This is a genomic window from Pseudenhygromyxa sp. WMMC2535, assembly GCF_011083025.2.
Map to the genome: position 1 here is coordinate 2,626,291 of NZ_JABJWV010000001.1, position 12,083 is coordinate 2,638,373.

Genomic DNA, 12,083 nt, shown 5'->3' on the forward strand with positions numbered 1-12,083 from the left:
CGGGCCGTTGCGAGGCTCGCCCGGTGTTTTGTTGGTGCTTGGGCTACCCTGGACGCGATGGCACTGACGCCCTCCCGGATGATCCCCCTGGGCACCGAGGCCCCCGCCTTCGAGCTGCCCGACCCCAACGGCCAGCGCGTGTCCTTGGACGCGCTGTGCGAAGCGAGCAAGGGCGTGCTGGTCGTGTTCATGTGCAACCACTGCCCCTACGTCAAGCACCTCGCCGACGCCCTGGCCAAGCTCGGCCGCGAGCTTCCGGTGCGGGGCGTGGCCATGGTCGGGATCAACAGCAACGACTTCGAGACCTACCCCGCCGACAACCCGGCGGCGATGGCCGCCGAGATCGAGGCGCGCGGCTACACCTTCCCCTATCTCGTCGACGAAGATCAGTCGGTGGCCCGGGCCTACCAGGCGGCCTGTACGCCGGACTTTTTTCTCTTCGATGGCCGGCGGCGGCTTGTCTATCGCGGCGAGCTCGACGACTCGCGGCCGGGCAACGGCCTGCCGGTGACGGGCGCCTCGCTCGGCGCGGCGGTCGATGCCATGCTCGCGGGGGAGCCGGTGGCCGAAGAGCAGATCCCGAGCATGGGCTGCAACATCAAGTGGCGCTGACTCGGCGAGCCGGATCCAGCGTTCGCGCGTTGGCGCGGCCATGTGTGCCCGCCTCGTGCCTGCGCTGCTGAATGCCTCGCTACTCTTCGCCTGCGCGGGTCTCCCCGCCTGCGCGGGAGAAGAGCTCGCCGAGCATGTCGACATCCCTCGGCCAATTTCTCGATCCCCCATCGCCGAGCCGGTCGCTGAAGCACCAGCCGTGGAGGCGCCTTTCGCTGCCGCCGACGATGCGCACGGGCAGGTCGAGCCGACCCCTCCTCCCGCCGAGCAGCCGCCCCTCCCCTTCGCCGACCGCGAGCAGGTCCGCGTGGACGAGCTGCTCGAGGCCCTGCGCGACGAGCTCGATGCCGTCGCCGCCTCGCCGGCCGTGCGCGCCGACTACGAGGCTTTTCTCGAGGACTTCGAGCTCGAAGACGACGACGAGGGCGCGCTCTACCGCGACTACGTGCGCATCAAGGTCGCCTTCGAGGCGACCCGCGACGGCGGCTGGTGGGGCCTGGCCTGGCGGATCACCAACGAGCAACCCAACTCCGAGAAGATCTGGGCGCAGTGGCAGCGCCTCGATAGGGCGAGCCTCACCGAGGGAGTCTCCGCCCCGACAGCCCCGACAGTCCCGACGATCACGGCGATCGCCGAGTGCGACGAGCTCTCGGCCCTCTTCGCCTTCGTTGCCCGTCGCCTCGGCCTCGGCCCGCGCTCGGAGGTCGGGCTGTTTTGGCCCACGGGCAACCATGTGGTCGCGGTCTGGACCCTGGACCGCAAGACCGAGCACGCCACCCGGATCGTCGTGCCGACCACCCAGATCATGCTCTCGAGCGACGCGAGCCTCGGCGATCGCGGCTTCGATCCCTGGCGCCAGCGCAAGATCTTCGACTACCGCCGGGAGGACGCCGCGCCTGGACTCGAGATCCCCGGGGCGCTGGCGAGGGCCTTCGTCGCCCAGGTCCGCGCCCACGCTGGCGAGGATCAAGCCACGCTCCAGGCCGAGCGCGCGGCCCGAGAGCTGCGCCAGCTCGAGCTGCTCGAGGGCTGAGCCCCAGCGCTGAGCCCCAGCGCAACCTCGCCGAAGCCCCTGAGCGGCTTGGCTCTGCCCTTGGTCTCGGCTGCGCTCGACGACGCTGACGCTCGACTACGCGCTGCGCTTCATCAAGCGGTCGAGATGAGCGGCGATGAACTGCCGCGTCGGTCGATGAAGGTCGAAGCACTCGAAGAGCGGCACACACAGCTGCTCGACAGCGGCGGACAGATCGTCCTCGAGGTCCGCCACGCGAAAGACGTGCTCGGCGACGACCTCGTCTTGGTGGCTGCTCGCGGGCTGGACGTGGGCCAGGGGCCCCTCGGGCCACGCGCTGAGGGTGCGGCCGCGCAGGCCCTGCCAGCGCGCTCGAAAGCCGAGGCTGTGGTGGCTGGCGAGGCCGTGGGCGTGGGCGAAGTCGCGGGCGTGGAGCAGGGCTTCGCCCGCGCGCCAGACCGGCAAGGAGTTGGACAGGCGGCTGCGCGGAGGGAACTCCTGGGGGTAGCTGTCTTCCTCGAAGCCGCGGCGCAGGTAGGCGCGGCCGTGGCCGTTGACGCGCCAAAAGTCCGAGTGGCCGGGATCCGCGAAGCGCTGGTCGTCGCCGAAGATCCAGCACTCGAGGGCGCCCTCGTGGACGTGAGGCGCGAAGCCTCCGCTCGGCACCCACCATGTCCGCCAGCCGGTGTAGCCCGGGAGCGCGCGCAGCAGCTCGAGGGTGTCGGCGAGGGGCAGCGCGACCGCGTCGGGCTCGAAGGCGTAGGCGAAGGTGTAGGTCCCGCAGGCGTAGCGCTCCTGGGCGCCGGGGGTCTCGCGCAAGAGCGCGTCGAAGCGCGCGTCGGCGTCGGCCCACCACTGGGCGAGCGCCGGCCCAGGGTCGAGGGGCGGGCGGCGCAAGAGCGCGCTGCGGATGCCCGAGCCGAGGTCGGGGGCGGCCTGATGCAGCACGGGCTCGAGCCAGGCGGGGACGCACAGGAGGATCTCGCCGCGCAAGCTCGCGCGGGCGAGGTCGCGGCGGCCGTTGAGCATGGCGAAGAGGTCGTAGCCTCGGCGCGCCTCGGCCGGCTCGAGGGCGGAGAGGTCCACGATGAAGAGCTGGCGCGCCGCGGGAGGATCGGCGAAGAGCGCGTCGAGGCAGCCCTCGACGGCGTCGAGCCTGGTCTCGTCGAAGCAGCGCAGGGTCAAGGCGACCCCGTCGCCCTCGAGGCCGCGGGCGAGCAGCTCGATCACCGCGGGTCGCAGCGCGCGGGGATCTTCGGCCGCGAGCAGGTGCCAGGCGAAGCCCGGGTTGAGCAGCCGCGCGCGGGCGAGGCGCTCGATGGCCGCGCGCGCGTCGGCGCTCAGCAGCTCGCTCATGGCTGCCATTCGGACAAGAGCCGCTCGATGGCTGGGTTGACGTCGGTCCACTCGTGGTCGTTTTGATAGACCATCACCAGCGAGCGGGTGATCAGCGCCTCCTCGAGCTCGGGCTGCTTCGAGTCGACGACGAAGGGGCCGCGCTTGTCGGCGAGCATCGCGAGCACGATATCGGGGACGTCGATGGGCTGGTCGAGATCGAGGACCTGCTCGGCGTCGATCTGCACGGGGAGCAAGCGCGCGCCCTCGACCCGCTCGAGCCGCGCGGCGACCCGGCGCAGCTCCGTGGACTTGCCCGAACCCGGCAGCCCGGTCAGCAGCAGGCGCTGCGGTCGGCTGGCGAGCTCGTACTTGCGGGCGATGTACTCGATCCAGGCGTGCCGCCGCGGGCGCTTGGCGTCGCGTTCGTTGGCGTCCTTGGCGTCGTCATCGGCGATGTGGTCGATGTCGACATAGAGCTCGTCCTCGTCGTCGGCCGCGAGCGGGCTGTAGGGGTCACAGCGCCCGGCGAGGCGCCTGAGCTCGGCGAGGTCCATCTCGGCGAGGATAAGCCGATGCTCGCCGCGCGGCGAGCCCTACTCGGCCGAATCGGCCGACTCCAGCTACTTGGCCTTGACCGGCCAGCCCGCGTCGAGCAAGGACTTGCAGGTGTCGTCGGCCTTGATCTTGGCGTAGCGAAAGCTGCCCTTGCTGCGCTCGTAGCTGTCCTCGGTCAAGGCCGCGAGGCACTTGCTCTCGGCGCCGAGGATCTTCTGGCGGACGCTGATGGTGACCTCGCCGTAGAGCGGGCCGCCGTCCTCGCTGAAGGCCCGGGCGTTGGTCGTGGTCTTGTTGGTCACGTGCAGGGCCCCGCTGCACACCGGGGCGTCGATCCACACGCGCATGCCCGGGTTGCCGTCCTCGTCGATGTCTTCTTTGCCCCAATTGACCGTGCCCGACATGCTGTAGTGCGGGGTGTCCTCGACGCGCTCGAAGACGATCCGCGAGTCGGGCAGGGCGTCGACGTCGACGTAGACCTTGACCCCGCCGACGTCGCCGTAGTCGACCTTGCAGGCGCGCTGGTCGATCTGCACGCTGTCGCCTTGCTTGCGCACCCGCGCCAGGGTGTAGGTGTCCATGCGGGTCTGGAGGGTGCCGAGGACCGGGACCTCGCGGGTGCCGAATACGACCTGGTGGCCGGCCCAGTATTCGGTCTTGACCACGCCCTCGGCGGCTGACTCGCGGGCGTCGTTCAGGGGGAGGGTGGACTCGGTCGCGAGCTGCGGGCTGCTGAGCAGGACGAGGGAGAGCGTGACGGAGATCATGATTTGGCGCCCTGGGACTTGGCCTTGCCGCGGGGATGCAGCAGCCGATCCATGATGACCCGAATCTCCTCGGGTCCGGCAGTGCCGACGACCACACCGCCGGATCCTTCAACGAACTCGCGGATCTCCTCGGATCCCGGGCCACCGACGATCCACGGGGTGTCGCCCGCGGCCTCTGCGTAGCTGTCGACCAACTCACGCGCACGATATGCGGGAGGGGGTACGGTCACCGACAGACCCACCAGCTGGGGCTGTAAGCTGTCCACGGCATGACGAATCGCCGACGGCGGGGTCCTCGCCCCGAGCACCACCGCGCGCAGGCCGAGCTGGATCAAGCTGAAGGCCACGTCGTAGAGCGGCATGGCGTGCTCCTCGTCGGCGAAGCAGGCCACCAGCGCGCAGGCGGCCGTGGGCGGCGGGTCGAGCAGGCGCAGCATGTCCCGGGCCACGTTGCCGAGCAGCTCGATGGCCATGTGCTCCTGGGCCACGGAGATTTCGCCCTCGTGCCAGCGGTCTCCAACCTCGCGCATCACCGGCGCGAGCACGCGCTGATAGATGGTCTGCGCCGAGCCCAGGAACATCGCCCCGCGCAGGGCCTGCTCGAGGCCCTGGGGGTTGAAGTCGCGGACCTCGGCCAAGATGCGCTCGCTGGCGCGCGCGTAAGGGTCGGCCTCGACCGGCGCGTTGCTGGCCTCCTGAAGCCGCATGACGACCTTCGCCGCCTCCGCCGGGGCCATGCCTTCGTCGCACAGCTCCTTGAGCTTGCGGATCGAGGCCACGTCGTGGTCGCTGAACAGCCGGTAGGACGAGGAGGTCCGCTCCGGCGAGGGGATGCCGTAGCGCCGCTCCCACGCGCGGAGCGTGGCCGAGGGGATCCCCGTCATCTCCGCGACGGTCTGGATCCTGTATTTTCCTCGTCGGCTGGCCATCCTCTCTCTACAAACCACGCCTGGGCTTCCTTGTCAAAGGTTCGTCCATGTAATACGCAAGGATCGTGCAAACCTTGAACGCCGTGAGCACAGATCATCAAGTATCGGCCCCTGAGGGCGGAGATTCGGGCAAGCCCCACGCGGTCGTCATCGGCAGCGGATTTGGCGGACTCGCCGCCGCCATCCGTCTCGGGGCGCGCGGCTACCGCGTGACCGTCATCGAGGCCCGCGACCAGGCCGGCGGCCGGGCCTACGTCTACCGCCAGGACGGCTTCGTCTTCGACGGCGGGCCCACGGTGATCACGGCGCCCTTCTTGCTCGAGGAGCTGTGGGAGCTGTGTGGCAAGCGCATGTCCGACGACATCGACATGCGCGAGGTGACGCCCTTTTATCGCGTGCGCTTCGACGACGGCGAGATCTTCGACTACCAGGGCGACGCCGAGGTGATGCGCGAACAGATCCGCAAGTTCAACCCGGCGGACGTCGACGGCTACGAGCGCTTCTTGGCCATGTCCAAGAAGATCTTCGAAGTCGGCTTCGAGCAGCTCGCCCACATGCCCTTCGGCAGCGTCTTGGACATGCTGAAGATCACCCCGGCGATGATCCGGCTGCAGAGCTACCGCACCGTCTACAGCCTCGTCGCCCGCTACGTCCGCGACGACCGCCTGCGCCAGGTGTTCTCCTTTCACCCGCTGCTGGTCGGCGGCAACCCCTTCAAGACCACCTCGATCTACACGCTGATCGCCTTCTTGGAGCGCAAGTGGGGCGTGTACTTCCCCATGGGGGGCACGGGCGCGCTGGTCCGTGGCCTGGTCGAGCTGATCGAGGGCCAAGGCGGCGAGGTGCGCCTGAACAGCCCGGTGACCGAGATCATCGTCGAGGGTGATCGCGCGGCGGGGGTCCGGCTCGAGTCCGGCGAGCGGGTCATGGCCGACATCGTGGTCTCGAACGCGGACTCGGCCTTTCTCTACAAGAACCTGATCCCCGCGGCCCACCGCCGGCGCTGGACCGACGCCAAGATCGAGCGCGCGCGCTACTCCATGGGTCTGTTCGTCTGGTACTTCGGGACCAAGCGCAAGTACGAGGACGTCGCCCACCACACGATCTTGCTCGGCCCGCGCTACGAGGCCCTGCTCGACGACATCTTCGAGCGCAAGATCCTCGCCGAGGACTTCTCCTTGTATCTGCACCGGCCCACGGCCACGGACCCGAGCCTGGCGCCCGAGGGCTGCGACGGCTTCTACGTGCTCGCCCCCGTGCCCCACCTGGACAGCGGGACCGACTGGGAGGCCGAGCGCGAGGGCTACCGGGCCAAGATCTGCAAGTACCTCTCGGACACGGTCATGCCGGGCCTCGAGGACGAGCTGATCACCTCGCACATCCTCGACCCGATCGGCTTTCGTGACGAGCTGCGCTCGCACAAGGGCGCGGCCTTTGGCATCGAGCCGGTGCTCACTCAGAGCGCCTACTTTCGGCCGCACAACGAGAGCGAGGAGCTCGAGGATCTCTACCTCGTCGGCGCGGGCACGCACCCGGGCGCCGGCGTCCCCGGGGTGCTGAGCTCGGCCAAGGTGCTCGAGCGGGTGATCCCCGACGCCGAGGAGATCATGCGTCGGCGCGCCGCGGCCACGCGGGCGGGCTGATCCAGGTCGAGCCAGACCAGATCCTCGTGACGGACGACCCGACATTCGTACCGGCGCCCGTGCGCAGCCAGGCCCTCGCCAGCGGGCCTGTCGACGCGCGGGCGGACCTCGCGGCCTGCAAGCAGATCCTCGCCGAGGGCAGCAAGAGCTTCGCCGCCGCGTCCTTGCTCCTGCCTCGGCGCATGCGCGGGCCGGCGGCGGCCTTCTATGCGTTTTGCCGGGTCGCCGACGACCTCGTGGACTTCTCCGCGGACCCCAGCGCGGCCGTCGTCGAGCTCGCGGCGCGCCTCGACCGGATCTACGCGGCCGCGAGGGCGCACCAGCGCAACCCCCAGGCTGTGGACGCCCTCGGGGATCCCGTGGATCGGGCCTTCGCCCGGGTCGTGGGCGAGTACGCCATCCCGCGCGGGGTCGTCGACGCGCTCATCGAGGGCTTCGCCTGGGACGCGGACGAGCGCGCCTACGAGACCATGGACGAGGTCCTGGGCTACTGCGCGCGGGTGGCCTCGGCCGTCGGCGTGGTCATGACCGCGTTCATGGGCCCCCGCGACCGCCGGACCCTGGCCCGGGCCTGCGACCTGGGCGCGGCCATGCAGCTGACCAACATCTGCCGGGACGTGCTCGAGGACGCGGACCGCGGCCGGCTCTACCTCCCGGCGGCCTGGCTGCGCGAGCGCGGCGTGGACCCGGTGCACTTCGTGGCGGCACCTCGGGACTATGTCGGCGACCAGCGGATCACGGGCGCGGTCGAGGCGGCGCTCGACGTGGCCGAGGGCTACTACCGCCGGGCCGACGCTGGCATTGGGATGCTGCCTTGGGACTGCCGCCCTGCGATTCGCGCGGCCAGCACGATCTACGCCGACATCGGCCGGGTCATCCGCGAGCGAGGCTGCGACCCCCTGCGTGGGCGGGCCCACACCAGCAAGGGCCGCAAGCTATGGCTGCTCGCGTGCGCGTGGGTGCGGCGAACCCCCAAGCGGGTGGACGCGGGCCAGCGCGACGCGCCGGCGATCCCTGCCTGTGATTTTCTCCTGGAAGACTTCGAATAGGAGCGATCAGGCCTTCGCACCTCGTGACAGCCCGAGCGCGGGCCTTCAGGCGTGGCAAAAGGACGCAATGAAGCCGGTGTGCTCGCCCTCGCGAAGAACCGCGAGAGTCCCCGAGCCCCGTCCAACCCTTGCCCTGCGGCCACCCCTGAGGCAATTTGCGCGCCGGTGCCTGGTGATATTGCGACCAAGAACTCGGCGATGCCGCAGATCCCCGATGCGCTCTGGGAGCAGTCGGGGCGGCCCTGGGCGAGCGTCCTCCTGCAAGCGTGGATCGGCCTGCTGGTCGTCGGCATCGCCTGGGTAGTCGTCGACCTCAGCGGCAGCCCTGCCGCGTGGGCCATCGCCGGGCTCGCCCCGGTGGCATTCTTCGTGACCCCGCTCGTGGTCCGTCGCGTGGTCCTCGATCGCCTCGCCGGCCAGGTCCACGCGCTCGCGCCAGGCGAGCGGGCCGAGGCCCACGCGACGCTCGATCGCCTGCGGGCGAACACCACGGTCAAGATCTTCGCGCCCCACGGGTGGATGCGCGTGCAGGAGGGCTGGATCCACCTGATCGTCGGAGACGGTCGAGCGGCGGCGGCGGCCTACGCCGAGGCCGAGCGAGTCAGCACCCACCCCGGTGACAAGCACGCCCTGGTCTCGGCCCAGGCCCACGCGCTGACCGAGGCTGGAGACCGCAAGGAGGCCCGGGCGCTGCTGGCCAAGCTCGCCAAGGCCGACGCCCTCAGCGAGCGGGATCATCTCAACTACGGCGTGGTCCTGCTGTCCGAGGCCGGCCACAACAAGGAGGCCCTCGATCACCTCGAGGCCGCGCGCGAGGGCATGGGCGACAACCCGCGCGTGGTCGCGGGCATGGTCCTCGCGCTCCAGCGCTGCGATCAAAACGAGCGCGCGCTCGAGCTGCTGGAGCTCGCCGAGGGGATCGTCGCCGAGGCCGGTGACGAGGTCGCCGAGGACCTGCTCAAGCGTGGGCGGAAGGCCCTGCGTCCGGCGCTCAAGGCTCAAAAGAAGCGCGAGCGCAAGGGTGAGGGCAAGCAGCGCAAGAAAGAGAAGAAGGACAAAAAGGGTAAGTCCAAGGGCAAGCGCAACCGCAAGCAGGCGCGGCGCAAGGGCAAGGAGACCAAGGCTGCCGCCGACGCCAACCAAGCCGAGGTGAAGCCCGCCGCGGCCGAAGCGGAGGCTGCCGCAGTGGAGCCTTCGCAGGAGGAGGCTGGCGAGGCAGTGGCTGTGAGCGCGCCCGAGGGCGACGCGTCGGCCAAGGGTGAGTCGAGCGAGGCTGCGAGCGACGAGTCGAGCGAGGTTGCGAGCGACGTGGCCGAGGCTGCGGGCGACGAGCCGAGCGAGGCTGCGAGCGACGAGTCGAGTGAGGCCGCGAACGCGGAGCCGAGCGAGGCCGCGGGCGCGGAGCGGAGCGAGGCTGCGAGCGACGCGTCGAGTGAGGCCGCGAACGCGGAGCCGAGCGAGGCCGCGGGCGCGGAATCGAATGAGGCCTCGGGCGCGGAGCGGAGCGAGGCTTCGAGCGACGTCGTGAGTGACGAGTCGAACGAAGCCGCGAGTGACGAGACGAAGGGAGCCACGAGCGCGGCGTCGAGCGAAGCCGCAAGCGACGAGTCGACCTCGATGGTGAGTGAGGGTGAGCAGTCGGACTCGGACGAAGACGAGGACGAGGACTCGGACGAGGACTCGGACGAGGACGAGGACGACGACGAGGATTCGGACGAAGACGACGAGGACTCGGACGAGGACGAGGACGAAGAAGACGAAGAAGAAGACGAGGACGAAGACGACGAGGACTCGGACGAAGACGACGACTCGGACGAGGACTCGGACTCGGATTCGGAAGAGGACGACTCGGACGAGGACTCGGACGGACGCGAGAGCGAGGGGATCGCGGCTCGCGCGAGCGGGATCGCCGATGTCGCGGCTCGAGCAGAGGACGAGGGCAGCGCGTCGGCGCCTGAGCCCGAGCCCGACATGCAGGAGCGCAGCGTCGCCAGCGTGGAGGAGGCCGGGACCAGCAAGGTCGAGGGCATCGACCTCGGGACTCTGGCCCGCGAGGCCAAGAAGAGCGAGCGCCCCTCGACGCCGATCCCCACGCTGCCGATCGTCCCGAGCTCGAGCTCGAGCACCATGTTCCGCTCGGCGCTCTTCGCCAGCGAGTCGGCGCGGGTCGAAGAGCCCAAGTCCTCGCTCTTCTCCATGCCCAAGTTCGGCGAGGTTCCCAAGTTCACACCGCCGACCACACCCACCCCTGGCTCGATCCTCCCCAAGCGTGAGCCGGAGCCGGAGCCGGAGCGCGAGCCAAAGCCTGCGCCCGCGAAGCCGGCCCCGGTCGCCGCCAAGCCTGCGCCCAGCAAGCCCGCGGTGCCCACGCTCCCGGGCGCGCCAAAGCCACCCATCGCGCCTCCGGTCGCGCTCGAGGCTCCGGTCGCGCCAGGGATCCCGAGCGCGCCAAAGGCACCGGCGGCGCCGCCCAGCCTCGACCTCGACGATGGCTGGGGAGACCTCGACGAGCTCGCGCCGCCGCCCAAGCCGGGTAGCTGAGCCGCGGGCGCAGCGGCCCGACTGCGAACGCTGGCCGGGCCGCGCCTTGTCGGTCGGGTGTGGATCGGCTAGCTTGCGCGGCCATGTCTTTGCGCCTGGGTATCGTTGTGGGTGACGACGCGCTGCTGCGAGCGGCGCGGACCAGCGATCCCGTCGACGTGGTCGTGCTCCGCTCGACCTTCCTCAATCCGCCGCGGGCAGCCGCCGCGCGGCGCCTCGCCGAGCGTATCCACGAGCTCCACGAGGACGTCGAGATTGTCCCCTACGCCTGGCACTACCTCAGCTACGAGGCCGACGACCGCATCGAGGTAGGCAGCAACCGCGCCCTCGAGGCCAAGCCCGGCAGCTTTGGTCACTTCCGGGCGACCCCGGAGGTCGAGCAGGCCTGGAACGTCACCAAGATCTGCGCCGAGGCCGTGGGCGCCCAGCGGGTCGTGGTTCGCACGCCGCCGAGCTTCAGCCCCGGGAGCTTGTCTCGCCGCCGGCTGACTCGCTTCATCGAGACCCGCAGCGAGGGAGACCCCAAGCTGGTATGGGAGCCCCAGGGCCTGTGGGAGCCGACCGCGGCCGCCATCTTCGCCGCTCCCCTCGGCGTCGAGGTCCTCGCTGCCGCCTTCTCCATGACCGGCCAGCTGCTCGAGTGTGACGGCGCCAGCTGGTTGCAAGTCACCGGGGGCAAGGACGCCAAGCTGCGCTCGAGCCACGCCGAGGTCCTCGCCTACGCCCTCGCGGATCTGGCCGACGAGGACGCGCCGGATCTGACGCTGCTCTTCGAGGGCCCCCGCGCCTACGCCAACCTGCGCGCCTTCTCGTCCAACCTCGACGCGATGTAGCGCGGATCCGGCGAGCGCTGCTCGCCGAGGCAAAGCGCAAAAACAAAGAAGCCGTCGGACCCTAGGCCGACGGCTTCTTGGCAATCGCTCCGCCGAGCTCAGGCCTTCTTGGAGGTCTTCTTCTTGGCGGTCTTCTTCTTGGAAGCCTTCTTCTTGGAAGCCTTCTTCTTGGGGGCCTTCTTGGGGGCCTTCTTGGCGGCCTTCTTCTTGGCGGCCTTCTTCTTGGCGGGCGCCTTCTTGGAAGCCTTCTTCTTGGAAGCCTTCTTCTTGGAGGCCTTCTTCTTGGAAGCCTTCTTGGCGGGCGCCTTCTTGGAAGCCTTCTTCTTGGCGACCTTCTTCTTGGCGGCCTTCTTCTTGGCAGCCTTCTTCTTGGCGACCTTCTTCTTGGCGACCTTCTTCTTGGCAGCCTTCTTCTTGGCAGCCTTCTTCTTGGCAGCCTTCTTCTTGGCGGGGGCCTTCTTGGCAGCCTTCTTCTTGGCCGCCTTTTTGGGGGCCTTTTTGGCAGCCTTCTTTTTCGCCGCCTTCTTCTTGGCGACCTTCTTCTTGGCGACCTTCTTCTTGGAAGCCTTTTTCTTGGTCGATTTCTTCTTGGTCGACGCCGCAGCGGTTTCTTGGTTCGTCATGTGAGAGGACCCTCCTTCAGGGTGACGGTATCGCGCACCCTACAGAGCAAGATCATTCATGTCAACTCTAATTAACAACTTTGATACTCAATTATAGGAAGTTGAGTGATCCTTGTATCAAGGTTAGCGATCATCCTGCTCAAAGTGACAGAGGTATGCATCAAGGATAATTAACTGAAGC

General features: G+C 69.2%; 10 protein-coding genes and 1 pseudogene. 6 read left to right on the plus strand and 5 right to left on the minus strand.

Annotated elements, in window-relative coordinates; genetic code table 11:
• Positions 1 to 57: 57 nt before the first annotated feature.
• Both G6O69_RS10030 and G6O69_RS10035 read left to right on the plus strand, forming a co-directional pair.
• The gene (locus G6O69_RS10030; RefSeq protein ID WP_172303298.1) at positions 58 to 612 is read left to right on the plus strand and encodes a thioredoxin family protein; all 555 of its coding nucleotides are present in this window, start codon (positions 58 to 60) and stop codon (positions 610 to 612) included.
• Between the two features lie 40 nt (positions 613 to 652).
• Positions 653 to 1,645 carry a hypothetical protein gene (locus tag G6O69_RS10035; RefSeq protein ID WP_176396745.1) on the plus strand — a complete coding sequence of 331 codons (993 nt, stop codon included), beginning with the start codon at positions 653 to 655 and terminating at the stop codon, positions 1,643 to 1,645.
• 96 nt (positions 1,646 to 1,741) lie between these two features.
• Here the strand turns inward: G6O69_RS10035 and G6O69_RS10040 are convergent, their stop codons facing one another.
• The 4 genes from G6O69_RS10040 to G6O69_RS10055 all read right to left on the minus strand — a co-directional run bounded on the left by G6O69_RS10040 (position 1,742) and on the right by G6O69_RS10055 (position 5,213).
• Entirely contained in the window at positions 1,742 to 2,980 is a 1,239-nt protein-coding gene (locus tag G6O69_RS10040) for a hypothetical protein (protein WP_172303300.1), read from the minus strand.
• Positions 2,977 to 3,516: a hypothetical protein gene (locus G6O69_RS10045; protein WP_172303301.1), complete on the minus strand. Its 540-nt coding sequence runs from the start codon at positions 3,514 to 3,516 to the stop codon at positions 2,977 to 2,979. Before G6O69_RS10045 ends, G6O69_RS10040 begins: the two co-directional genes overlap by 4 nt.
• A 66-nt stretch (positions 3,517 to 3,582) precedes the next feature.
• Entirely contained in the window at positions 3,583 to 4,284 is a 702-nt protein-coding gene (locus G6O69_RS10050; protein ID WP_172303302.1) for a hypothetical protein, read from the minus strand.
• Complete coding sequence (locus G6O69_RS10055) at positions 4,281 to 5,213, minus strand: MerR family transcriptional regulator (RefSeq protein ID WP_172303303.1); 933 nt, start codon at positions 5,211 to 5,213, stop codon at positions 4,281 to 4,283. The genes G6O69_RS10050 and G6O69_RS10055 overlap by 4 nt, the downstream gene beginning before the upstream one ends.
• Positions 5,214 to 5,287: 74 nt before the next feature.
• Between G6O69_RS10055 and G6O69_RS10060 the strand changes: the two genes are divergently transcribed.
• The 4 genes from G6O69_RS10060 (at position 5,288) to G6O69_RS10075 (ending at position 11,279) form a co-directional block, all read left to right on the plus strand.
• Positions 5,288 to 6,856 carry a phytoene desaturase gene (locus G6O69_RS10060; protein WP_217910048.1) on the plus strand — a complete coding sequence of 523 codons (1,569 nt, stop codon included), beginning with the start codon at positions 5,288 to 5,290 and terminating at the stop codon, positions 6,854 to 6,856.
• A 26-nt stretch (positions 6,857 to 6,882) separates the two neighbouring features.
• Positions 6,883 to 7,905 (plus strand): phytoene/squalene synthase family protein, encoded by a 1,023-nt coding sequence (locus G6O69_RS10065; RefSeq protein WP_176396746.1) that lies wholly within the window; start codon positions 6,883 to 6,885, stop codon positions 7,903 to 7,905.
• Between the two features lie 165 nt (positions 7,906 to 8,070).
• Positions 8,071 to 10,446, plus strand: coding sequence for a hypothetical protein (locus G6O69_RS10070; RefSeq protein WP_172303306.1), 2,376 nt, complete (start codon positions 8,071 to 8,073; stop codon positions 10,444 to 10,446).
• 83 nt (positions 10,447 to 10,529) lie between these two features.
• Positions 10,530 to 11,279, plus strand: coding sequence for a hypothetical protein (locus G6O69_RS10075; protein WP_172303307.1), 750 nt, complete (start codon positions 10,530 to 10,532; stop codon positions 11,277 to 11,279).
• A 290-nt stretch (positions 11,280 to 11,569) separates the two neighbouring features.
• On the opposite strand, the pseudogene G6O69_RS39350 reads toward G6O69_RS10075, so the two are convergent.
• Positions 11,570 to 11,656, minus strand: a pseudogene (locus G6O69_RS39350) (histidine biosynthesis protein HisIE); the annotation flags it as partial.
• Between the last annotated feature and the right edge of the window lie 427 nt (positions 11,657 to 12,083).